At 47.0% G+C, this 23,635-nt stretch carries 24 protein-coding genes and 1 riboswitch (1 of these 25 only partly in view); of the genes, 11 read left to right on the top strand and 13 right to left on the bottom strand.

Annotation, left to right across the window (positions count from 1 at the left end; all coding sequences use genetic code 11):
- Positions 1–595: the 5' portion of a glutamate racemase gene (gene murI, locus F0316_RS00505; RefSeq protein WP_000098350.1), read on the bottom strand. It extends 203 nt beyond the left edge of the window; 595 of the gene's 798 nt are visible here — the first part of the coding sequence; its start codon is at positions 593–595; its stop codon lies off the left edge, out of view.
- A gap of 393 nt (positions 596–988) precedes the next feature.
- Here murI and F0316_RS00500 point away from each other — a divergent pair, with 393 nt between their 5' ends.
- The gene (locus F0316_RS00500) at positions 989–2,629 is read left to right on the top strand and encodes a S8 family peptidase (protein ID WP_149560142.1); all 1,641 of its coding nucleotides are present in this window, start codon (positions 989–991) and stop codon (positions 2,627–2,629) included.
- A 73-nt stretch (positions 2,630–2,702) separates the two neighbouring features.
- Here the strand turns inward: F0316_RS00500 and F0316_RS00495 are convergent, their stop codons facing one another.
- Positions 2,703–4,535 (bottom strand): TonB-dependent receptor domain-containing protein, encoded by a 1,833-nt coding sequence (locus F0316_RS00495; RefSeq protein WP_001898833.1) that lies wholly within the window; start codon positions 4,533–4,535, stop codon positions 2,703–2,705.
- A gap of 44 nt (positions 4,536–4,579) precedes the next feature.
- Positions 4,580–4,782, bottom strand: a riboswitch (cobalamin riboswitch).
- Positions 4,783–4,932: 150 nt separating this feature from the next.
- On the opposite strand from F0316_RS00495, the gene trmA reads away from it, so the two are divergent.
- The gene (trmA, locus tag F0316_RS00485) at positions 4,933–6,042 is read left to right on the top strand and encodes a tRNA (uridine(54)-C5)-methyltransferase TrmA (RefSeq protein ID WP_149560141.1); all 1,110 of its coding nucleotides are present in this window, start codon (positions 4,933–4,935) and stop codon (positions 6,040–6,042) included.
- A gap of 36 nt (positions 6,043–6,078) precedes the next feature.
- Here the strand turns inward: trmA and F0316_RS00480 are convergent, their stop codons facing one another.
- Positions 6,079–6,450 (bottom strand): YijD family membrane protein, encoded by a 372-nt coding sequence (locus tag F0316_RS00480; protein ID WP_000085813.1) that lies wholly within the window; start codon positions 6,448–6,450, stop codon positions 6,079–6,081.
- A gap of 39 nt (positions 6,451–6,489) precedes the next feature.
- Complete coding sequence (gene fabR / locus F0316_RS00475) at positions 6,490–7,131, bottom strand: HTH-type transcriptional repressor FabR (protein ID WP_000838361.1); 642 nt, start codon at positions 7,129–7,131, stop codon at positions 6,490–6,492.
- Between the two features lie 307 nt (positions 7,132–7,438).
- On the opposite strand from fabR, the gene sthA reads away from it, so the two are divergent.
- On the top strand, positions 7,439–8,839 hold the full coding sequence (gene sthA / locus F0316_RS00470) for a Si-specific NAD(P)(+) transhydrogenase (RefSeq protein ID WP_123163051.1): 1,401 nt from the start codon (positions 7,439–7,441) through the stop codon (positions 8,837–8,839).
- A gap of 202 nt (positions 8,840–9,041) precedes the next feature.
- Here the strand turns inward: sthA and rpoH are convergent, their stop codons facing one another.
- The 4 genes from rpoH to ftsY form a co-directional block, all read right to left on the bottom strand.
- On the bottom strand, positions 9,042–9,902 hold the full coding sequence (gene rpoH, locus F0316_RS00465) for an RNA polymerase sigma factor RpoH (RefSeq protein ID WP_000184359.1): 861 nt from the start codon (positions 9,900–9,902) through the stop codon (positions 9,042–9,044).
- Positions 9,903–10,071: 169 nt separating this feature from the next.
- Entirely contained in the window at positions 10,072–11,064 is a 993-nt protein-coding gene (ftsX, locus tag F0316_RS00460; RefSeq protein ID WP_000279340.1) for a permease-like cell division protein FtsX, read from the bottom strand.
- Positions 11,054–11,728 carry a cell division ATP-binding protein FtsE gene (gene ftsE / locus F0316_RS00455; protein WP_000617864.1) on the bottom strand — a complete coding sequence of 225 codons (675 nt, stop codon included), beginning with the start codon at positions 11,726–11,728 and terminating at the stop codon, positions 11,054–11,056. Before ftsE ends, ftsX begins: the two co-directional genes overlap by 11 nt.
- Positions 11,729–11,776: 48 nt before the next feature.
- Complete coding sequence (ftsY, locus tag F0316_RS00450) at positions 11,777–12,964, bottom strand: signal recognition particle-docking protein FtsY (protein WP_076024892.1); 1,188 nt, start codon at positions 12,962–12,964, stop codon at positions 11,777–11,779.
- 203 nt (positions 12,965–13,167) lie between these two features.
- On the opposite strand from ftsY, the gene rsmD reads away from it, so the two are divergent.
- Positions 13,168–13,767 (top strand): 16S rRNA (guanine(966)-N(2))-methyltransferase RsmD, encoded by a 600-nt coding sequence (gene rsmD, locus F0316_RS00445; protein WP_001189767.1) that lies wholly within the window; start codon positions 13,168–13,170, stop codon positions 13,765–13,767.
- Complete coding sequence (locus F0316_RS00440; RefSeq protein ID WP_000645840.1) at positions 13,764–14,030, top strand: DUF1145 domain-containing protein; 267 nt, start codon at positions 13,764–13,766, stop codon at positions 14,028–14,030. Before rsmD ends, F0316_RS00440 begins: the two co-directional genes overlap by 4 nt.
- A 49-nt stretch (positions 14,031–14,079) precedes the next feature.
- Here F0316_RS00440 and F0316_RS00435 read toward each other — a convergent pair whose 3' ends face one another.
- The 3 genes from F0316_RS00435 to F0316_RS00415 all read right to left on the bottom strand — a co-directional run bounded on the left by F0316_RS00435 (position 14,080) and on the right by F0316_RS00415 (position 15,953).
- Positions 14,080–14,709: a lysoplasmalogenase gene (locus F0316_RS00435; protein WP_000062272.1), complete on the bottom strand. Its 630-nt coding sequence runs from the start codon at positions 14,707–14,709 to the stop codon at positions 14,080–14,082.
- A gap of 100 nt (positions 14,710–14,809) precedes the next feature.
- The gene (locus tag F0316_RS00430; RefSeq protein WP_033837897.1) at positions 14,810–15,082 is read right to left on the bottom strand and encodes a hypothetical protein; all 273 of its coding nucleotides are present in this window, start codon (positions 15,080–15,082) and stop codon (positions 14,810–14,812) included.
- 502 nt (positions 15,083–15,584) lie between these two features.
- Complete coding sequence (locus tag F0316_RS00415) at positions 15,585–15,953, bottom strand: DUF4145 domain-containing protein (RefSeq protein ID WP_001289435.1); 369 nt, start codon at positions 15,951–15,953, stop codon at positions 15,585–15,587.
- Positions 15,954–16,157: 204 nt separating this feature from the next.
- On the opposite strand from F0316_RS00415, the gene F0316_RS00410 reads away from it, so the two are divergent.
- Together F0316_RS00410 and F0316_RS00405 are read left to right on the top strand one after the other, a co-directional pair.
- Positions 16,158–16,487 carry a DUF2500 domain-containing protein gene (locus F0316_RS00410; protein WP_095465245.1) on the top strand — a complete coding sequence of 110 codons (330 nt, stop codon included), beginning with the start codon at positions 16,158–16,160 and terminating at the stop codon, positions 16,485–16,487.
- 169 nt (positions 16,488–16,656) lie between these two features.
- Complete coding sequence (locus F0316_RS00405) at positions 16,657–17,127, top strand: Dps family protein (protein WP_000224703.1); 471 nt, start codon at positions 16,657–16,659, stop codon at positions 17,125–17,127.
- Positions 17,128–17,306: 179 nt separating this feature from the next.
- On the opposite strand, the gene F0316_RS00400 is transcribed toward F0316_RS00405, so the two are convergent.
- Together F0316_RS00400 and rhtB are read right to left on the bottom strand one after the other, a co-directional pair.
- Entirely contained in the window at positions 17,307–18,533 is a 1,227-nt protein-coding gene (locus tag F0316_RS00400) for an EAL and HDOD domain-containing protein (RefSeq protein WP_000288840.1), read from the bottom strand.
- Between the two features lie 19 nt (positions 18,534–18,552).
- The gene (rhtB, locus tag F0316_RS00395; protein ID WP_000351228.1) at positions 18,553–19,170 is read right to left on the bottom strand and encodes a homoserine/homoserine lactone efflux protein; all 618 of its coding nucleotides are present in this window, start codon (positions 19,168–19,170) and stop codon (positions 18,553–18,555) included.
- A 74-nt stretch (positions 19,171–19,244) separates the two neighbouring features.
- On the opposite strand from rhtB, the gene F0316_RS00390 reads away from it, so the two are divergent.
- From F0316_RS00390 to F0316_RS00370, 4 genes are all read left to right on the top strand, one after another.
- A complete protein-coding gene (locus F0316_RS00390) occupies positions 19,245–20,261 on the top strand; it encodes an alpha/beta fold hydrolase (RefSeq protein WP_001067684.1) in 1,017 nt (338 codons plus the stop codon).
- Positions 20,262–20,375: 114 nt separating this feature from the next.
- Complete coding sequence (locus tag F0316_RS00385; RefSeq protein ID WP_000213460.1) at positions 20,376–21,203, top strand: Cof-type HAD-IIB family hydrolase; 828 nt, start codon at positions 20,376–20,378, stop codon at positions 21,201–21,203.
- Positions 21,204–21,485: 282 nt separating this feature from the next.
- Positions 21,486–23,030, top strand: a complete 1,545-nt coding sequence (locus tag F0316_RS00375) for a COG3650 family protein (RefSeq protein WP_149560140.1) — start codon at positions 21,486–21,488, stop codon at positions 23,028–23,030.
- On the top strand, positions 23,027–23,623 hold the full coding sequence (locus F0316_RS00370; protein ID WP_123163054.1) for a tRNA-uridine aminocarboxypropyltransferase: 597 nt from the start codon (positions 23,027–23,029) through the stop codon (positions 23,621–23,623). Before F0316_RS00375 ends, F0316_RS00370 begins: the two co-directional genes overlap by 4 nt.
- The last annotated feature ends 12 nt before the right edge of the window (positions 23,624–23,635 follow it).

Below are 23,635 nucleotides of genomic sequence, written 5' to 3'. Positions count from 1 at the left end.
GTACTTGCTGAATCTCTTCTTTAATAAGGGGAAAGTGAGTACATCCTAAAACGGCGACATCGATCGTGTTTTTCAAAGGTTGCAATATGCTTGCTAATTCTTCGAGATCGAGAGGCTTACCCCGCAATTTCTCCTCAGCCATATTGACCAAGCGTGTAGACCCCAGCAGTTCAACATTTTTATTCGCAGAAAAGTCGCGGATCAACTCTTGCGTGTATTGCCGTTTCACTGTGGCTGGCGTCGCGATAAGCCCAATCGCCTTGCTAGCAATCAGGGAGGCGGGTTTAATTGCAGGCACAACCCCGACCACAGGTATCGTAAGTTTGGCGCGCAATACGGGCAACACTATGGTGCTCGCGGTATTACAAGCGATGACCACAAGATCGATTCGCTCTTGTTCAACCATTCGAGTAACCAAGGTATCGACTCGTGCGATCAGTGTTTCCTGGGTCAGCTCACCATAAGGATATGCGGCGTTATCAAACAGATAGATATAGTTTAATTGCGGCAAGCGGGCTTCAATTTCTCGATATACGGAAAGACCACCCACACCAGAATCGAAAATCAGTACACGAGGAAAAGATTGAGATGACACGAGTGCAACAACCTAACTAGAAAAAACGGAGAAATCATACTCTCGCTGCTACATTAGGCAATCCACCACAGATATATAACATTAAAAAATCTAATTCAAAATTCATTATTTGACACATTACCAACATTTCAATTCTTAATCCTGAACCACATTAGCATTAGAGTAAAAATTCTATATGTATCAATAAGAAGAACCTTTCTTTCCTGTCATTAATCTTACAAAACAAGAACAAAAAACGAACAATACAAACTTAACCTCCCCCACGTGGAAACATAAGTAGTTTTCATGAATAACTTCTTTTCATCCAAGGATGAGATCGTTATTGGTGTGCTCAACATGATTGTTGTGAGCCACGACCCAACCATTTTTATTCACTTTTTAAGGAAACTTATCATGTTTAAAAAGTTTTTAAGCTTATGCATTGTTTCGACGTTTTCCGTCGCCGCAACCTCAGCATTTGCCCAACCCAATCAGCTTGTTGGCAAATCATCTCCTCAACAATTAGCACCATTGATGAAAGCCGCTTCAGGGAAAGGCATTAAAAATCAATACATTGTTGTACTCAAGCAACCAGCGACAATCATGAGTAATGATTTGCAAGCTTTCCAACAATTTACTCAACGATCTGTCAATGCATTAGCCAATAAGCATGCACTCGAAATCAAAAATGTTTTTGATAGTGCGTTAAGCGGTTTTTCTGCAGAGCTAACGGCTGAGCAACTACAAGCTCTTCGTGCCGATCCTAACATCGACTATATCGAGCAAAACCAAATTATTACGGTTAATCCGATCATCTCTGCATCAGCGAATGCGGCTCAAGATAACGTAACCTGGGGAATCGACCGCATCGATCAGCGCGATCTACCGCTCAATCGTAGTTATAACTACAACTATGATGGCAGTGGCGTTACCGCTTATGTGATCGATACCGGTATTGCTTTCAACCATCCTGAATTTGGTGGACGAGCAAAATCCGGCTATGACTTTATCGATAACGATAATGATGCCAGTGACTGCCAAGGCCACGGTACACATGTGGCAGGCACTATCGGGGGCGCTCAATACGGTGTAGCTAAAAACGTTAACTTAGTTGGTGTGCGCGTATTGGGATGTGATAGTAGTGGTTCAACAGAAGCGATCGTCCGTGGTATTGACTGGGTGGCTCAAAACGCGTCCGGCCCTTCTGTTGCCAATCTGAGTTTAGGGGGAGGAGTTACTCAGGCGCTGGATCAAGCAGTCGCTCGGCTCGTCCAAAGAGGAGTCACTGCGGTCATTGCTGCTGGTAACGATGGTAAAGACGCTTGCCAAGTGTCCCCTGCACGTGAACCAAGTGGCATCACTGTAGGCGCCACCGATAGCAATGATCGTCGTTCTTATCACTTACGCCAAGATGGCAGCTTTTGGTGGGCTTCTAACTGGGGCAACTGTGTTGATATTTTTGCTCCCGGCTCAGATGTCACCTCAGCCTCACATCAAAACACAGGCACCACGACTATGGGAGGCACATCAATGGCGGCACCACACGTAGCTGGGGTCGTAGCCTTGTACTTGCAAGAGAATAAGAACCTCTCTCCGAATCAAATCAAAACGCTGCTTAGCGACCGATCAACCAAAGGCAAAGTCAGCGACACTCAAGGAACGCCAAATAAGCTGCTGTATAGTTTGACCGATAACAATACCACTCCGAATCCTGATCCCAATCCGCAACCAGGGCCACAGCCGCAGCCTGACAGCCAACTGACTAATGGTAAAGTGGTTACAGGCATCAGTGGCAAGCAAGGTGAATTGAAAAAATTCTATATTGATGTGCCTGCAGGTCGTCGATTGAGTATCGAGACCAACGGAGGTACAGGTAATCTTGATCTCTATGTTCGTCTAGGTATTGAACCAGAACCGTTTGCTTGGGATTGCGCATCTTACCGCAACGGCAATAATGAAGTTTGTTCCTTCCCGAATACCCGAGAAGGTCGCCACTTCATTACACTCTATGGCACCACTGAGTTTAACAATGTCAGTTTGGTGGCTCGCTACTAACATGACGCATTAAACAATAAAAGCCAGTCAGATGTTCTGACTGGCTTTTTATGGTTAAAGACAATGCCTGAATTTAAAACTGATAAGAGACATTGAAATAGTACGCACGCTCGGGAGCCTTGTAGCCAATCGCACTTTCATATTGCTCATTGAATACGTTTTCAATTCGGCCGCGAAGAGTCATATCCTGACTTACCCAGTATCCGACTGACATATCCCACAGATTAGTTGCCGGAATATAGTCTTCGTCCTTTGGCGTTGCCGTAGGTAGATCTAAACGCTTACCTGTATAGGTGTAGGTAGCATTTAAATCAAATTGTCCAAAACTTAATGAACTAATCCATTTGTAATTTTGCTTAGCACGACGTGACAGTTGGACACCATTATCATCTTTATGATCTTTAAACTCAGCCACCAACATATGGTTTACAGGTCCCGTATTGAAGTTCACATCAAATTCAAATCCTTTAATACGAGCATCGGTGTTATCTGAATACCAGCGGCCTGAAGATAAAGCAGGCTTATACCAAATAATTAGATTATCTACTTTGTTGTCGTATACCGAAGCATTCCAGCTTGCGAATGAATAAACCCCAGACACGCCAAATTCAATATTCTTAGACTCTTCAGGCTTCAAATCAGGCGTAGTAGTGAGGTCAGAATAAGTCGGCGCTTTGAAAGCAGTACCGTAGGCGGCACGAATACGGTGCTCATCATTGAGTTGATACCCTGCTGCTAATGACCATGTTGTATAGTGGTCATACTTATCATGCTTGTCATAACGGACTCCAGACTCAAATGTCCAACTATCAACATATACTCGACCAGAAGCAAATACACCCTGAGTATCTCGGCTTTCACCCGCCAATTTATGAGAAGCACCATAATTCTTAGCATCATCAGCAAGACTCTCTCGACGAGCATCCACTCCCGCACCGACTTCAGCGTTTTCGGTCAGCTGATACAAGTTAGCCCACTGCAATTGAGTCATGGTGATATTGGCTTTAGTGCTTGCGTTAGCTTTACCTTCAGATAGCGAGTAATCCAGATTTTCAGTTTGCTGATAATTCAGACTTACTAAACTTTTTAGCTGCTCGCCTTGGAAATTTAATTGCCCAGTGAAACTTTCATTTTGCGAGTAGCCATGCTTTACAGAACCGGACTCATCATATTGAGCATCACTATCAAACCAACTCGCCGAAAAATAGCCAAGCCATTGCTCATTGAGCTGATGCTCATAACCTGCCATTAGGTTTTGGCCGTCAAATCCATATTGAGTACCGTTCCCTGTATTCTTAATATCGTATCCATCCGTTTGCTCAAAACCCGCCGCGACTTGAAAATGCCCGCTCTCTTCAACATCAGCCTTAGCGATCACATCCGCTTTTTTAGAAGAAAGACTTCCGATTCCGAGAGAAACTTGTTTTGCATCATCTCCGCGGTGCGAGCGAGTAATGATATTGATAACGCCACCAATCGCATCTGACCCATATACAGCAGCATTAGGCCCACGAATGACTTCTAAGCGCTCAACAAGACCTATCGGAAAACGGTTAAGTGCCACACCGCCCGCAGAGGAATTAATACGAATACCATCCACCAACACCAAAACATGATTACTGTTGGTTCCACGTATAAAAACAGAAGCACTATGTCCGCGCCCACCATTTTGGGCAATTTCGACACCAGGTACTCGGCGTAGTACTTCCGTTAAAGAATTCGCTTGATAAGCTTCAATTTCCTGACGAGAGACAACCGTCACCGAAGAGAGAACCGATGATTCTACTTGCTCAAAACGATTTGCCGTCACAACAACCGTTTCTTGAGGTTGCGCTTCGTTGGCGTGTAAATAAGAGATAGGGGTAAGCAGCGATGCTAGAGCGATCGCCAGTGCTGATTTTTGCATTATGTTGTCCTAAATCGCGTGAATCCTACTGAGTGCAATACCACTGCGTTACTCAGTTGCTGGCAGGTCTTCGGACTTGAGAGCACTGTTGGCCTACTGGCTCGACTTCCCACTCGAAAAGCAGTGTCGTTTGAGCGTTCGTTCTCTCTTACCGCTGCGCGTCAGTTCCGGAGTTACACCGGATTCCCTTTTCAGCCATTTTTAGCCATCCAGGCATCTAAATAGCACCAGCTTGGCGCTGATAGTATTGAGTGAATGAAAAATTGTCCAGTACAGATTCCGATCCGCTAGACTTTACACTGAATATCCCAATCAATATTTGGGCAAAACTGGACAAGCGGCCGAGATTGAATAAAATCTGCGCTCTTTCTGTAATAGCCCATAAAAAGGTACCCCAATGGCGACTCTTGATGTAAACCCTGAACTCTACCAAGCTCAATTGGCAGACAAAATCGCCCGTTTAAAAGCGATGTTTGTTGATTACTCCATGCCTGAGCTGGAAGTGTTTGAGTCGCCAGTGGTGAATTATCGTATGCGTGCTGAATTTCGGATTTGGCATGAAGGCGATGACATGTACTACATCATGTTTAATCAAGAGACGCGCGAAAAGTACCGCGTGGATCAATTTCCAGCGGCGAGCCGCCTGATTAACGATTTGATGCCTCTTCTGATGGATGCCATGAAAGGCAGCCCTATTCTGCGCCATAAACTGTTTCAGGTTGATTTCCTCTCAACCCTCAGTGGCGAGATTTTGGTTTCACTGCTGTACCATCGACAACTCAGCGAAGAATGGATCACTGCAGCGCAAGCTCTCAAACAGCGCCTGAACGATGAAGGGTTCAACCTGAACTTAATCGGCCGTGCTCGCAAAATGAAAGTAGTGCTGGATCGTGATTACGTGGTGGAGAAATTACAGGTCAATGGCCAGCCTTATGTATATAAGCAAGTCGAAAACAGTTTTACCCAACCTAACGCGAAGGTCGCCGAAAAAATGTTGGAGTGGGCGGTCGATTGTACTCAAGAGAGCAAGGGGGATTTGCTTGAACTGTATTGTGGTAACGGCAACTTCTCACTCGCGTTAGCGCAAAACTTTGAGCGTGTACTGGCAACCGAATTAGCCAAACCTTCTGTAGAAGCTGCGCAATTTAATATTGCCGCGAACCAGATCGGCAACGTGCAGATCATTCGCATGTCAGCAGAAGAGTTTACTCAGGCGATGGAAGGTAAACGCGAATTCAATCGTTTGAAGGATGCGGGAGTCGATCTGCAAAGCTACCGTTGCAACACTATTTTTGTCGACCCACCACGCTCAGGCATGGATATCGACACTTGTAAAATGGTGCAAGGTTATGAGCGCATTCTGTACATCTCTTGTAACCCAGAAACACTGAAAGAGAACTTACAAGTCTTGGGGGAAACCCATCAAGTGGTGCGCTTTGCTCTCTTCGACCAATTTCCTTACACCCACCACATGGAAGCGGGTGTGATGTTAGAACGCAAAAAGTAACCGTATAAAAAACGAGCCAGATGGCTCGTTTTGTGTTTAGCGTGGCTTACCGATGTAACCGAGCTTACGCCCAATCCAAAAGATCAGGAGCAGTACTATGACGATGGAGAAAAAGTTCGACCCTTCTTGCGGGTATTGTGCTTTGATAAAAGCCGAGTGACCAAAAGCCCCGACGAAGAAACAGGCGAGGCCGACTAATGGCACCTCTTCCGCCACCGGATGAGCCAAATACTCTTGATAAAGCATCTGAGCTGAGAGTACTAAAGCTATCAAAGCAAACAGAGAAAATGGCACTGAACTCATGGTGAGCCATGAAAGCAAAGCATCACTGCACATTCCCGCGACCAGCGCCAGTATTAATGTTTTACGCTCTGCGCGAGTGGACTGAACGTTGTTTTCTCTCGACATCTCTCTTTCCTTTTTCCTCTTTTATTTTGGGTATTGCACTTATTCCAACGCGCCTTTCAGGCGATGACGTTCACGCTCTTTACGATACCAATGTGCCCCTTTGGCCAGCATGCGCAGTTGCATGATCAAACGCTCGGCCAGTTCATCGCGTTCACGGCGATCCAAATCGAGCGCTTCTGCGCCTGAACTAAAGACCAAGATGACGGAAGCTTCTGCTTGAGTCATCGCCTCTTCCCGCGTCATGCCTGTGGCAACCAGATATTCAGTGAGCTCAGCCGCAAAGTGTTGAATTTCACGCACTACTGCCGCTCGAAACTCGCAGGAAGTGCCAGAACGTTCACGCAACAACAAACGAAATACGTTAGGGCTGCTCTCAATGAACTCCATAAAGGTTTCCACTGAAGTGCGGATCACACTGCCTTCTTTGACGATGCGCTGGCGAGCTTGACGCATCAACTGACGCAATAACAGACCACCTTCATCCACCATGGTTAAACCCAGTTCATCCATGTCTTTGAAGTGACGATAAAACGAGGTCGGCGCAATGCCAGCTTCTCGGGCGACTTCACGTAGACTCAGGTTAGAGAAACTTCGGTCAGCGCTCAGTTGGCTAAACGCGGCATCAATTAAAGAGCGGCGCGTCTTTTCTTTTTGTTGTGCTCGGATTCCCAACGATTTCATTCCAATCAGTTCTCAGCTAAATCGAAAAATGTGGTTCATACTATAACCTGATTGGTTGGCTTGTCTAAGCAACAAAGCTCGTCAGTATGAGACAGCAGCCATTTTCGCAACCGGATACCAGATAATAATGGTGCTGATGCTAACTCAATGTAATCAAAAGCGATTGGAATCAAGCAAGGTTGAGTACCTGTTTTGCAATGAAGGCGTGATCCCCTCCACTCTCTGCACCTTGCAGCATGTTTCCAGGTCAGGGAATGCGTTAAAATCTCGCAACAGCAATGTTAAGCAAATATAACAAGGATTCACTATGGGACAGAAAAACCACTTTGACGTCATTGTGATCGGTAGCGGTCCGGGCGGAGAAGGGGCAGCCATGGGGCTGACCAAAGGGGGAAAAAATGTCGCTATCATAGAAAAAGAGAGCAGTGTCGGCGGAGGTTGTACTCATTGGGGCACCATCCCATCGAAAGCCCTACGTCACGCGGTAAGCCGCATTATTGAGTTCAATAGCAACCCGCTGTTTTGCAAAAACAACTCCAGCATTCACGCTACGTTTTCGACCATTTTAAGTCACGCCAAAAGCGTGATTGATAAACAAACACGCCTGCGCCAAGGCTTTTACGATCGCAATCAATGCACGCTGATTTTTGGCGCTGCGCACTTTATTGATGCTCACACCGTAGCAGTCAAAAAAGCCGATGGCAGCATCGACACCTTCAGTGCCGATAAATTTGTTATCGCCACCGGTTCACGACCTTATCATCCGAAAGATGTCGATTTTGGTCACCCGCGTATTTATGACAGCGACTCGATTCTGAACCTCGAACATGATCCTCGCCATATCATTATTTACGGTGCTGGGGTGATTGGTTGTGAATACGCCTCTATCTTCCGCGGCTTGGATGTCAAAACGGATCTGATCAACACCCGTGATCGCTTACTGTCGTTTCTGGATAATGAAGTCTCTGATGCGCTCTCTTACCACTTTTGGAACAGTGGTGTGGTGATCCGCAATGATGAAACTTACGACAAGGTGGAAGGCACCAGCGATGGGGTGATCGTCCATCTGAAATCGGGCAAAAAAATGCGCGCCGACTGCTTGTTGTACGCCAACGGGCGCACTGGTAATACTGATAAGCTCAATTTAGAGTCGGTTGGCTTACAAGCAGATTCGCGAGGCCAGTTAGTCGTCAACGCCAATTACCAGACTCAAGTGGAACACATTTATGCGGTGGGTGATGTCATTGGTTACCCAAGCCTTGCCAGCGCCGCTTATGACCAAGGTCGGTTTGTCGCGCAAGCCATCATTCATGGTCAAGCGGCTAACTTACTGACGGAAGACATCCCAACCGGTATCTATACCATCCCAGAGATCAGTTCCGTGGGTCGTACCGAGCAAGAGCTGACGGCGGCTAAAGTGCCTTATGAAGTGGGACGCGCTTCTTTCAAACATTTGGCGCGCGCACAAATTGCGGGCAAAGATATCGGCAGCTTAAAAATCCTGTTCCATCGTGAAACCAAAGAGATTTTAGGTATTCACTGCTTTGGTGAGCGTGCCGCAGAAATCATTCATATCGGCCAAGCGATCATGGAACAAAAAGGGGAAGCCAATACCATTGAGTATTTCGTGAACACCACCTTTAACTACCCGACGATGGCCGAAGCCTTCCGTGTTGCAGCCTTAAATGGTCTTAATCGACTGTTTTAATACTCTAGAGTCAAACTACTTAGAGTTGCAGGTAGACGGCAAGTGAGTTCACCCACATGAGCATAGATACACTATGTGATTGGGGTGAACGAACGTAGCCAACACCGCTGCAGCTTCAAGTAGGAAGGGTATATTAGATAGAGACAAAAAAGGTCTGGCATTGACCAGACCTTTTCTTATCAAGCGGTTACGCAATGTGAAATCAGAACTCGCCCACCGCTTCTTTCAGCTTACGCATGGCGTTTTTCTCAAGCTGACGAATACGCTCCGCAGAAACACCATACATTTCCGCCAAATCTTGCAGTGTGGTTTTGTTGTCATCATCCAACCAACGAGCACGCACAATGTGTTGGCTACGCTCATCAAGACTTGCCAGCGCCATGCTGAGGCGCTGTGTGGTATGCGCTTCCCAGTTTTCGGCTTCTAGGTTATCAGCTAAGTCAGAGTGCTTATCTTCGAGGTACAGCACAGGCGCAGTGTAAGCCATGCCGTTTTCGTCATCCTCGGCGGACATCTCAAACGCAGCATCTTGGGCTGCCAGACGAGATTCCATTTCACGCACTTCAGCAGGCTCAACACCCAGCTCGCGCGCTACCGTTTCGACTTCGCCGTTATTAAACCAGCCAAGGCGTTTTTTCGATTTACGCAGATTAAAGAACAGTTTGCGCTGTGCTTTGGTGGTGGCGATTTTCACAATACGCCAGTTACGTAGCACATATTCATGAATTTCGGCTTTAATCCAGTGCACCGCAAACGACACCAGTCTTACCCCCATCTCAGGGTTAAAGCGTTTAACCGCTTTCATCAGACCGATATTGCCCTCTTGCACTAAGTCCGCCATTGGCAAGCCATAACCGGAATAACCACGAGCAACGTGAACAACAAATCGTAGGTGCGACAAGATCAAGCCTTTCGCAGCATCGATATCCCCTTTGTAATGTAATCGCTCTGCCAGCTCGCGCTCTTCATCAGCACTCAGCATCGGGTAACCGTTTACTGAACGGATGTAGCTATCTAAGCTGTCTTGGGAAACAAGAGCCATTGGATACGCTTGGTTAGTCATTCAATTCCTCATCATTCTCTGATCTGGATACGCTGTTTTACCGCAACAAGCTTGAACCTAAAATGAACAGGTTTCAAGTTTGACTGGTCATTATGCATAAACAAAAGGGCAACTCAAGTCAAGCACTGCCTCAACTTTGAATCAACCGCCCATTTATGACAGTTATCACCTAAACAGGTTCAATTTCTTTTAGATGACGTTTCGCCGACACTTTCGCCGCCACGCAGCCTAAAAAGACGCCGAGCATTAAAAGCAGTAATGATTCATCCCAGCCGAGGCCAATCAAACGGAAACGGCTGTCATACAATTGAGCGAGCGCTTCCACCGCCCCATTGAGTAAAATCGTCATCAAGGCCGTTAATAGCCAAGCAGCCACGGCGCCGAGTAAACCAAACCACATCCCTGAATAGAGATAAGGACGCAGAATATACGCATCGGTCGCGCCGATGAGTTTCATGGTTTGGATTTCTTCTTTGTTGGCTTGTACGTTAAAACGTAGCGTATTGCCCACAATCAAAAAAACCGACATCAACATCAAGCTGGATAAGCTGATCACCACGATAGTCGCCAAATGGCGAATCGCATCTAAACGGGCAAACCAATCTTCATCCATGCGCACATCGGTCACCCCTTCTTCTGCTTGTAGGGCTTTGGCAAGCGTTTGGATCTGCTCTCGACTGTCCACTTTAGGCGTCACCACTAATACCGCGGGCAAGGTGGCGTTATCGAGTAGGCTGATCGCTTGCTCAAAGCCTGCATACTGGCTTAAATCATCCAAACCTTGCTGCGGTGAGATGTATTTCACTTTGGCAATTTCATCACGCCGCTCCAAATCATCTTTCAAAACGATGATCCGAGGTTCTGGAGTATCGATGTGCAGATAAACACTGAGCTGAGAAGGCTCAGCCACTCGCTCAGCCACCGAGGCGATATTTTTACTCAGCAAGTACAAACTGGCGGGTAGCGCCAACGCCATAGAAATTACCGCCAAAGTCAAAATGTTGCCCAGTGGACGTCGCCACAAGGCGGCAAACGATGCTTTCGCCTGTTTGAAATGAATGGCGAGAAAACTGTCGGTTTTGGCTCGCTTCACATCACGCGGTTTGCTTTTGGTACTTTTGGTGGTTTTGCTGATTTTTTGATTGCCCGGCTTAACGGCCATAATCCGCTACCTCACTTAAAAAACCCTGATTGAGTTCTAGATGACGATATTGCGGACGCGAATTCACCAAATGAATATCGTGCGTCGCCAGCAGTATTGTGACCCCAGCGCGATTGAACTCTTCAAACAGACGCAGTACTCGGCTGGAAAGCTCAGGATCAAGATTGCCTGTCGGCTCATCAGCCAGTAGTAGCGTTGGGCGATTCACCACCGCGCGAGCAATCCCGACTCGCTGCTGTTCCCCACCAGAGAGCTGGCTTGGTAAGCAGCGGGCTTTATCGAGCAATCCGGTTTTATCGAGCGCCGCCGAAACACGACGTTTAATTTCATTTTCCGAGATCGATTCAATGCGCATCGGTAACGCGACATTGTCATAGATGCTGCGATCCATCAAAAGGCGATGGTCTTGAAACACAATCCCAATATTGCGGCGTAAAAAGGGAATATCCTTGTTTGGGATCCGAGTAATATCATGACCATTGAAACTGATTTTGCCATCGGTTGGACGCTCAATCGCACAAATCAGCTTAAGCAGGGTACTTTTCCCTGCCCCAGAATGGCCGCCCAAAAAGGCCATTTCACCACGCCGCAAGTGGAAATCCACTTTCTGTAGCGCTTGTCGTCCACCTCGATACGCTTTACTGACTTGCTGAAACCTGATCACGCCGTCTCCCCCTGACAAGGCTGGCACACTGTGCCAACTGAGATTGGTTTATTCTTCGCGGCTAAATAGCGCGTCGATAAACTCTTGTGTTGCAAATGGACGTAAGTCGTCAATTTTCTCGCCGACACCGATATAACGGATTGGGATCTGGAATTGATCGGCAATCGCGAAAATCACGCCACCTTTAGCGGTGCCATCAAGCTTAGTTAAGGTAATGCCCGTGATGGGCGCTACATCACTAAACAATTTGGCCTGACTGATCGCGTTTTGTCCGGTACCCGCATCCAGCGTCAACATGATTTCATGTGGCGCGCTGTCATCAATCTTCTTCATCACGCGCACAATCTTGCGCAGCTCTTCCATCAGGTTACTTTTGTTTTGCAGACGACCTGCGGTATCCGCAATCACCACGTCAATCCCGCGCGCTTTCGCCGCTTCAATCGCATCATAAATGACGGAGGCACTGTCGGCGCCAGTATGCTGAGCGATGACAGGCACTTGATTGCGCTCTCCCCACACTTGCAACTGCTCAACCGCTGCAGCACGGAAGGTATCGCCCGCTGCCAACATCACTTTCTTGCCTTGCGCTTGGAACTGTTTAGCCAGTTTACCGATCGTGGTAGTTTTACCCACCCCATTCACGCCCACCATCAAGATCACGTAAGGTTTTTTCTCAGTGTCGATCACCAATGGCTGCTCGACCTGAGAGAGAATCTCGGCCATCTCTTCTTTCAGCAGACCGTACAGTGCTTCCCCATCACGCAGTTGCTGGCGAGAAGCTTTGGCGGTCAAATTAGCGATGATTTTGCTGGTCGTATCCATGCCGACATCGGCAATCAGCAGTTGTTCTTCGAGCTCTTCGAACAGGTCATCATCAATTTTTTTGCCTTTAAACAGGCCAAAGAAGCCTGCGCCAATATTCGCTTTGGTGCGACTCAAACTGCGCTTTAAACGCGCAAAGAAACTTTCGGTCGGTTTTTCTTGTTCAACAATACGTGCAGGTTCAACCGTGGCTGTTTCTGTTTCTGTTTCTGTTTCTGTTTCTGTTTCTGTTTCTGTTTCTGTTTCTGTTTCTGTTTCTGTTAACGCAGTTTCCGCTTGAATCGCTACCGCTTCAACATCGGCTTGGCTTTGTGGTTCATCCTGCGTTTGAGTATCCGTTGCAGTGGTTTGGCTTTTCTCTTCGTCACCAAATCCAAGCCATGACAACAAGCCACGCTTCTTTTTTTCCGTCATCTGGAGCTATCCTGAATCGCTTTATTTTAATACAGACTTTTCTTGGCCATTATTGCGGCCCCGAAAAGAAAAAATGACAAAGCAGTGAAAACTTTTTGCTTCGCTTGGTACACTTTGCCCAGTTTTTTATGTTAACTCGGGTTGTCACGCCAAATGGCTGACAAGCGAGGTATAGTAACACTTAATTAGCGGTCAAAAAATCTATGCAAAGACGTCGCCAGCCAAACCCATCACAAAAAAAGGCCCCTACAGGGCAAGTTCGGATCATCAGCGGTCTGTGGCGCGGCCGAAAATTGCCCGTACATGATGCCGAAGGACTACGCCCGACGACCGATCGAGTGAAAGAAACGCTGTTTAACTGGCTTGCTCAAGAAGTGCCAAATGCTCGCTGTCTCGATCTTTTTGCCGGTTCTGGCGGGCTAGGCTTCGAGTGTGCATCACGCCAAGCCAACCAAGTCACCATGCTTGAGCTGAACCCGCTCGCCTTTCAGCAACTCAAAACTAATGTACAGAGCCTGAAAGCAGAAAATATTGAGCTTATTCACACGGATGCACTCGCCTTTCTGCGACAATCGAGTAAACCTTATGACGTGGTGTTTATTGACCCACCTTTTCGACAAGGTTTGTTACAGGAAACTACTCAGTTACTCGAGCAAAACGGTTGGCTCGCGCCACAAGCGATGATTTATATTGAGTGCGAAAAAGAGCTGCCACTGACGGAGTTGCCTCCTCATTGGCATCTACATCGAGAAAAGAGTGCCGGACAAGTCTGTTATCGGCTGTTTATAAGGGAAGAACTATGAAAGCACTACTCTGGTTAGCGAAAGCGGCGATTGGTTTTGTATGGCTGGTTTTGCTGTTCAACATCGTGATGCCTTTTCCAGGTAATGCCGCCATCGCACTCTACATCATGACCGCATTTTTGCTCTTCATGCATGGTTTGCAGATGTTGATTTTCATTGGCGCGTTTGGCGATAAAGTACCACTGAAGCGCTGGGAAAAGTGGTCAATTCTGATCTTTGGCATTTTTGCCCTGTTGGATATTCGCCGTAAATACATGATGTAAAAAAAACCGCCGCGAGGCGGTTTTTTTACATCACAGACCGTGAATATGACTAAAACACGATCGACGCTGAGATCAAGGCTTGGGCAATCAAGTAGGAGCTGGAGATAAGAGTGTGCCCCCAAGGAAGTGGACGCCGATAATCGTGTATGGCTAATAACGTGGCCGAGAGGATATAAACCAGACATCCTAAGAAACCAGCGCCAGAAGCCATGGTGGCCTCTTGTAGCCACAGTTCACCCGCAGCCCACGTCATCTGTACTAACATCAACCCCATAATGGTGACAGGGAAGATTAAGGTATCAATTTGTGGCAGTAACAAAAAAAACGCCACTATGCTTGCCGCCACCAGTAATGCGGGCAACCACCACACCATACTCCCCGACAATTGCACCCAGAATGCTTTACTAAACAGCAGTTGCGCGACTAAAAACAGCACAAAGCTGGCTTTGTGGTAGCGATGATTTAGCCGCAGTCCATGCGCAAACATCGACACCGCCAAACCAAGAGAGATGAAAATCACCTCTGGCGTGGCATGACTGTGCTGCTCCCACACAATAATTGTCAGTAACAGGAGGCTGAAGATTCGAAAGAATATCGCTTGCTTAAGCTTCTGATTTTCATAAGCAGAAATGCTGATAAACCCCGACAACACGACAGAAATCCAGCTCAACATGCTCATACCCCTAACTCAAACTGCCGCCAGTGTAGGGATCTGACTTTTGATGTCCAGTTATGAAAGTAAAAAGTTGGATCTTGCTAGCGAATCCTTACTTGAGCTGCTATATAAAATAGTAATTACTCATAAAATTACAAAACAAGAAAACTTGCCACCAACCAAACCAAGACAACAAATCAACACCAAACAAATAAAACCTAATCAAAACAAAATAAAAAAACGAAAAATCCACCAAACCAAAAATGCAAAACAAAAACAAAAAACCAATAAAAACAACAACAAAACAATAGAAAAATTGAAAACAACCAACTAAACAGACAAATGAAAAATAACTGCTATTTTTAAAGATATAAAAACAGATAAAGGATAAAAACACAATTCAATTGATAACCAATCTCAACAACAGGAAAATAATTCTCATAAAGTGGTAATTTACTAAAACCTGACAATCGATCCAAAACAAACCGTAATAACCACAACCAGAACAAATAGCAACCTACCAACAAACAATAAAAAACACTATAAAATCAATAAAATAAATACAATATTGAATTAAAAATCAGCATTTAGCTTATGATTAAAACAGCGTAAAAGTGTGACTTTTCTTACGTTAAAAAGCCCCCTACGAGCAAAAGAACTGTGTTTTTTAAACTTTAATCAACGATCTATTGATCAAGCTGGGTAAATGATCTATTCTTTTTTTACAGAATGAGTAATCAACCAAAGGAGCAGTGTTATGATTTCTTCATCTCAAAAACAAGGACTTGTTATGATCGCAGTAATCATTGGTTTAATGACACTGCCCATGATGTACTAAGTTAATGTTTTTAAAATAAAAAAGGACGCATCGCGTCCTTTTTTATTGGTTCAATGTTCGATTACTGAAAATGTTGAGATAACTCTTCCCAATGCCAGTAATAGAAAAATAGGGCTCCTAAGGTCATCAACATCATCAGCATAAAAGCAATCCGCCACACAAACTTCCCACTTCTTGGCGTGAGCTCATCTTCGCACTCTTGGCATACCGCGAGAAAAGCTTTGCGATCATCTAAGCGATAATCATCTTCATGCACCACTTTGTTACGAATCGTCGCCACATAACGCAGCTTTTTAATCACGTCATGGGGTAAACGTTCTTCACAACTGGTAATCAATTGATGCAATCCCTTGCCTTCTGCATGGTATTGTTCGCGCAATAAGGTTTCGAGTTTGCGCGTTCGTAGAACAACTTGCTCAATTTCTGACATTTCCGCCCTCCTGCGCCTTCTCTCTTTATTTTCTAGCAGCCAGAGTCACATTATCCAATTGTTAGCCGTTCAATGGCTGATAAAGTGTGAGATAAGCCGAAAAAATCCCTTTGATTACTGCCGCATATCTCTTTCTCACCACAAACTGCTTGGCAAAAAACGTTATTCGCTAAAATAGCGGCGTATTCAGAATAGGAGGCTGTCATGCCCTTCACTTTATTGATCAGTTTAGCGTTATTGATTATTGCCGCGGTTTGGTTTTTTAGCCACTTCTACCGCCGCCACATGCAAGGAGAAAATGCTCCACAGCGTAGTGCCGAAGTGACCATACTGGATAAGCAAGCGATCGACATTCCTAACCCCCTTCCCGGTCAAGATGACCAAGAGTTTTGGATTTACGTACAAAAAGGACGTTTAGGGCCAAAACGCGAGTTTCAGGTTGGCATTCATTACTATCATGCACTCAATCCGGGAGACAAAGGCGTACTAACTTACCAAGGACAACGCTTTTTGCACTTTGCCTTGAAGCGTTAAAATCTAGTTCTTGAGAACAGCCATTAAGACGATTAAACCATACTCTTTATAATGGATTAATAGTCTATGCCTATCAGAAAAATCAGATAATCCAAATTTCTTCCATGTCTGAACTACACTATTCTTTGTTCATCCCGATAGGGGAAATAAAAAACTGAGAGGTGTAAAAATGGCAACGAATTTGATTGGTCTTGATACCACACAAAGTCAAAAACTGGCGAATGCGCTCAACAACTTGCTAGCCAACTATCAAGTGTTCTATATGAATACTCGCGGTTACCACTGGAATATTCAAGGTAAGGAGTTTTTCGAACTGCACGCTAAGTTTGAAGAGATTTATACCGACTTACAGCTAAAAATCGATGAACTGGCAGAGCGTATTTTAACGCTGAGCGCTCGACCCATGCACAGCTTTAGCGGTTACCTCAAAGCGGCGCAAATCAAAGAGCATACCGACTCAATTGATGGCCGTAGCAGCATGCAGGGATTGGTGGATGGCTTTAGCATTCTGCTCCACCAACAACGAGACATTCTTGAGCTTGCCGGCGAAACCGGGGATGAAGGGACGTCAGCGCTGATGAGTGATTACATCCGCGAGCAAGAGAAATTGGTGTGGATGCTTAACGCTTGGCTGAAATAACTCACCGCTCTGACACGCTCACTAAATCTAAGGTGCAGGAAGGTTAATCTATTTGGTCGGTCAGCCTTTATCATCCTACACCCTCAGAGTCGGGCTGGCCGACCATCTCTCCCCAAATGACTTGCCGTTGCTGCCAACATCGCTGCCGCGTCAAGTTGAAAAGGTGCATTAACTTATCACTAAATTAATCGATTGATGTCCTGGCTCCAACGCTGGGCTTCAATCAATTCCTGACGGACATCTTCCAGATCAAAACCCAGTTCTAGGCAGTGCTGCTCCACACCTTGCCAATCGGCTTTTTCAAAACACTCCTCAAGATCGAGCAAAGTACCCAGTGGCCCTTCACGCTCTCGCAGTGCTAACTTCACATCATCGGCCAGCGGCAGTTGCTCCACCAATTGCTCAATTGAGGTATCGAGCAAGGCATCCAGCACAGAAAACATGCCAATCAGAAACGCTTGTTCACGATGCGCTTTAAAATGTGGATGCGTCGCCATCAACTGGCAAAACTGCGCTCTTTGTAGCGACAAGTTGTAAAGCTCCTTGGGCTTTTTGGAGGAGATATAAGACGCGACCGCCAAAGAGACGAAAATGCGCAGTTTGTCCTGTCCAAGATAAACCAAGGCTTGGCGAAATGAGGAGATGGAGACCGAGATCCGATCCGACATAGTGTTTACGAAACGCAGCAGCTTGTAGGAGAGCGCAATGTCCTGCGCGACCAAGCGCTCTACTCGCACATAATCGACTTCAGGCTGACAGACTTCGCGGAACAACTGCATGGCAATCACATGCTCTGGACTGACGTAGCGCTGTTTAATGATTTCTGGCTTACTGAAAAAATAGCCTTGGAAGAAGGTAAAACCCGCATGACGCGCTTGATGAAACTCATCTTCGGTTTCGACTCGTTCTGCCAAAAATCGGCGACGACTTCCCTGAGCCAGTCGACCACGCACAAATTCACACGCTTTATCGAGCCCCATTGCCATGATGTCGATTTTGACTATCTGTACGTAGGGTAAAAAGCGCTCCCAAGCGGGTGAATACACAAAATCATCTAACGCGAGCAGATAACCTCGCTGACTCAGCTCTTGTACCGCCTCAAAAAGATCATCGGTCGGTTGGCACGTTTCCAAAATTTCTACCACGATCTGCTCACGCGGCAGAGTCAGAGGCAAACGCCGAATTAAGCTTTTATGGGGAAAGTTGATAAAACAGCGCGAGCGGGCAATTCTCGGGTTGGTACCAAGGGATAAAAAGTTTTCAACGATCAGACGGTAGGTAGCACGATCGGCATCCATGTACTCAGGAAACGCGTTTTTTTCTCCATCTCGAAACAGCAGCTCATAACCTAGCGTGTGTCGCTTTGCATTCAATATCGGTTGGCGTGCTACATAAGTTGTGTACATGGTGTCCTCAAAGGGTTGCTTACGCTTTGGCGGTAGCCAACAGCATTCCGCAGCCCATAAACATCGAACCAAACAGTTTATTCATTCTGGTCATTATGTTAGGTGAACGAATATAGCGACCTAGCTGCGCAGCCAGTGCCGTGTATCCGAACATGACAATCGCATCAATAGTAACGGTTGTGATACCCAGAACCAAGAACTGCGGCCAATGATCTCTAGTGGGATCAATAAACTGCGGGAATAATGCCACTAAGAAAACGATTGATTTGGGATTGGTCAGGTTAATCAATACTGCTTTACGCAGCAGGGCGGCTTGCGAGAGTTCATGAGAAGCTGTGGTAGCCGTTAGGGGGGCTCTATCTCGCCATTTCTGAATACCCAGCCATACTAAATAAGCCGCGCCAATCCATTTGATCAGAGTGAACGCCAACGCAGATTGTGCCACCAAAGCGCCAATTCCGATGCCGACCAACACTATATGGCAAGCAAGACCGATTTGTAGGCCGATAATCGCCCCTAATGAGTGGCGTGTACCATAACTTAAACCATTGCTGATCGAGTTGACCGTGCCTGAACCGGGCGCCAGACTAAACACCACCGCGGTCAGTAGATAGGCAAGCCAAACATGGATATCCATTGCAATTCCTCATTCCTGACTTATGCTAGCCCAATGAGGTCAAACACTGATGCGCACAACCCCATTGCCAACTTATGAACCCTGAAAAAAATCTTTATCCTTATACGCAAGAGTCGAGTTTGGAGCAAGCTCTCAACTTTGAGATAGCTCAAGTGTGGCACACTCGAAGCGAAGGAACCTATCGCAGTTTTGATAAAACGCACATTTATTGGTGTAGTCTCAAGCATCCTGAGCATCAAAAAGCCGTAGTGATTGTGAATGGCAGGATTGAATCTGCGTGGAAATATCAAGAGCTGTGTTATGACCTATTCCGCCAAGGTTTTGATGTTTATACCTATGATCACCGTGGTCAAGGACGGTCAGAACGTCTGACTGAAGATAGACAAATAGGCCATGTACATGAGTTTCAAGATTACGTGACTGACTTAAAAGCCTTAGTCGAGCATTTCGATCTCGGTCACTACCAAGAGCGCTTTTTATTAGCCCATTCTATGGGTGGCGCGATTGCTACGCGCTATATCCAGACCACTCCAGCGCACCCCTTTAGCGCACTGGCCCTGAGTGCTCCGATGTTTGGCGTGAATATGCCTTGGTATTTAAGGCCATGGGCTTTGCTCATCACTCAAATTATGGCTGCCGTTACCCCAAAACCCCGTTACGCTCCGGGTTATGGCCCTTATCACGCTAAACCCTTTCATCTCAACCTGCTCACCCACAGTGAAACCCGCTATCAGTTGTTTCGTGAACTGTATGAAGCGCACCCTGAACTGCAAATTGGAGGGCCGAGTCACCGCTGGGTTTGGCAAAGCTTAATGGCGACCAAACAGTGTTTGCAGTTAACCCGACAAATCAAAATCCCCATGCTGATCTTACAAGCTGGCGAAGAAGCGATTGTGTGTAATCGGGCGCAAAACCGGCTCTTCAAAAAGCTGTCTCGCACCCAAAAACGTGCCGCTTTATGCCGCATAGCAGGAGCCAGGCATGAACTGCTTTTTGAACAAGATGCCTACCGAAATCAGACGTTAGACCATATTTTGCGTTTTTTCGCCGACAGTACTATCGACCATAAAAGACAGCACCATCGACCATAGAAATTGAGGAAAAGCGCAAAGAGAGGTTTACCCTCTTTTTCCGCATTTAATTCCACTACACTAGGCAACCTAAGGGTGACGGCTCATCCGGCCAACCGAGAAACAGAGAGTTTTATGACCACTTCAGCACACAAACATCCGTATAAAATCGTGGCGTCGGATCTCGACGGCACCTTACTCGCCCCGAACCATCAGTTGAGCGAATTTTCGAAACAGACTTTGAAACAGCTGCACGATAAAGGATTTACCTTTATTTTCGCGACAGGCCGTCACCACATTGATGTCGCAGGGATTCGTGAAATCGCGGGGATTCCTGCGTATATGATCACCTCAAACGGTGCGCGAGTGCATGACCAAAATGACCAACTGATGTACAGCAAAAACGTACCGCAAGATTTGGTGCAAGCCATCATCGATGTCGTTAAACACGATGAGCAGTTGTTCGTGCATCTGTACCGTAATGACGAATGGATGCTCAATAAAGAAGATGAGATCCTGCGCGACTTCCATGAAGACTCTGGTTTTACCTATCGCGTCTTTGATGTCAATAACGCCCCAACCGATGGCATCGCGAAAATTTTCTTCACTCAAGAAGACCAAGATCATGAACATTTGGTGCAGTACGAAACCTTACTGAATCAGCGCTTTGGCGATAAACTCAACGTGGCTTTTTCGACACCTTGGTGCCTAGAAGTCATGTGTGCGGGCGTATCAAAAGGCGATGCGCTGCAAGCTGTGGCCGAATCTCTTCACCTTGGCCTTGAAAACTGTATCGCGTTTGGGGACGGCATGAATGATGTCGAAATGCTCTCAATGGCCGGAAAAGGCTTAGTTATGGGCACCGCCCATGAAAAAGTGTTTAACGCCCTGCCGGATAATGAAGTGATCGGCAGTAACGCCGATGATGCGGTAGCGCATTACCTGCATCAGCATCTGTTTTAACCCGATTCACGTCTCACTCGGTGCCTATTGCGCTCAGGTTAAGCCGTAAAAGCGCATCACCTGAGCATCACTCAACGGCAGCCTAACGCTGCCGTTGGCTATTTTCTGCACCGTTCCTTGGCCACTCACCGCGCAAAATGGCGAAACCGCTCTCAAACAATACGTTCCTTTGTTTGCACTCTGTCAATTGAACCCTGTGACGGTTTAGCTTGTCTTTCAGTTTGTGCGATAATTTTTGCGACCAAACATCCCCATTCCATCTCGAGCCAAAGGAATTGATCAATGAGAGCTTTGCCCTTCTGCGCCATGTCGCTCGCTATGCTGTTGCAAGCGTGCTCCAACACCACCTCCGTCAGTGTCGAGCCTGACTCCGCTCCGATTATTCCAGCGACCCTCGATAAACCGGAAACCATTCAACCACAAAGCTTTATGCTGCGTGGCGAGGTGGTCGTGGGCCATGAGGTGCGACGCTTTACACCGTGTGGTAGCCATCAGCAATACTGGCTCAATCTCTCACCAGAGCAACTGAATGAAGCGATGGCGCTGAATCGTAGTCCTTACCAACCTCTGTATGGTGAGCTTGTCGGCACACTCACGCCACCAAGCCAAACGGGGTTTAACGGTGATTATGTGGCGCGGATTGAGGTGCAGAGCATCAATCAACTGAGCAATGAAAGCCGCGGCTGTGAGCAGCCTCTTAGCCCAACCCGTGCGTTTGGTAATGAGCCTTTTTGGTCAATGCGCTTTGTGGATGGCGGGCTGCAATTCCAACCTATGGGCGGTGACAAGCAACAATTTTCGATCACACGCAGTCAACTGAGCCAAGATAAACGACGCTACCAATTTGATGGTGGTGAACTACTGTTAGAACAAGGGCAATGTCGCGATGGTATGAGCGATAACCTTTACCAATGGCGCTCTAAACTCACCCTAAAAGGCGGCCAATACCAAGGCTGTGCGACCTTAGCTAATCTTGATCCTACCCTTGAATGGAGCGGCGTCTACTTTGCCAGCTCGACTGAACAGACGGGCTTTAGTGTCAGCTTAACCTTGGAAAAAGATCACACCGCGCAGACTCGCTATGAGTATGCCAATGGCGAATCGGCTGTCGTGGAGCAAGGCTACTGGCAGCAGCTCAACCCCAATCAGATCCAAGTGGTGATGACTCGCCACCAGCAGCAGTACTTGCTCTCCGAGCGCATTTTCACTCGTGAGGGTTATCAGCTAACAGCGACACAAGAGAAGGTTGGTCAATCGGTTTATAACATCGCCGATGGAGGTTTAGTGCTATTTCGCTCTCTGGTCGAGTTGAATGAAAGCGCTGTGCCCCCTGCCGTAGGACAAGCAGCCATTCATGCTCAGCAAATCGCAGGACGCGCTGACTATGAAGAAGATGTCGATCAGGCGATTCGCCGCTATTTTAACCTGCACCAAACGTCGCCAGACAATACTCAATATCGCTGGTTGAAGTACGATCTCAATGGTGATGAACAACCGGAACTGCTGGTGCAACTAGACTGGTGTGGCACTGGCGGCTGTACTTTGCTGATTTTCGATCAACACAATCAGCAGTGGCGTTTCAATAGCCGCATCACTCTCGTACAAAACCCGATCCGTTTAGGCAAACAGACCCATCATGGCTGGCAAGACTTACTGTTCAGTGTCAGTGGCGGCGGCGCGAAACCCGCTATACACAGTCTACAATACAACGGCATCAGCTACCCGACGAACCCAAGTGTGGCCCCAGAAGCCAACGCCGAGCAGATCAGCCAAGTGGTACTGTTTGCCGATGGCCTCTCGCCAAGACAGTCAGGCATTAAACTATGAATGCGGCGTGTCCGGACTGCGGGCTTAAATTTCAATGCCTCTGCTCCGCCGTCCCTAGCTTCCACGCGCCGTTTCAACTCTCGCTGCTCACTCACGATAATGAGTGGCAGCGCGAAACCAATACTGGGCGCTGGCTGGTGAAATCCATGGCCGAGTGCCAAGCCTATACATGGAGCCGAGTCGCGGCTAATACTGAGTTACAAGCGCGCCTCACCCAACCCAACGCTCGCTCGTTTCTGGTTTACCCATCCGAAGAGAGCGTGGAATTAACCGATGCACTCCGCTCGCTGCGCGAAGATGAGATCGCGCATTTTATTGTGCTCGATGCCACTTGGCAGGAAGCGCGCAAAATGGAGCGTAAAAGCCCTTGGCTGGCCGATGTACCGAGAGTTCACCTTGCCACCGATCACGTGTCGGCGTATCGGCTCAGGCGCAATCAACAGCCGGGCAATCTCTGCACCCTTGAGGTGGGATTAATGCTGCTGCGCCATTTCAACGCCGAGGTTTCAGCCGAGGTCTTGGAGCAGTTTTATCACTATTCGATGAACGCTTTTAAAGCCGACAAAAGCGGTCATCGTTGGGCTGAACGGTAAATATCAAGATAG

Source organism: Vibrio cholerae (assembly GCF_008369605.1).
In the GTDB taxonomy this organism is placed as follows: domain Bacteria; phylum Pseudomonadota; class Gammaproteobacteria; order Enterobacterales; family Vibrionaceae; genus Vibrio; species Vibrio cholerae.
The sequence above is the reverse complement of the archived record's forward strand: the minus strand, read 5'-3'. Positions and strand labels throughout refer to the sequence as shown.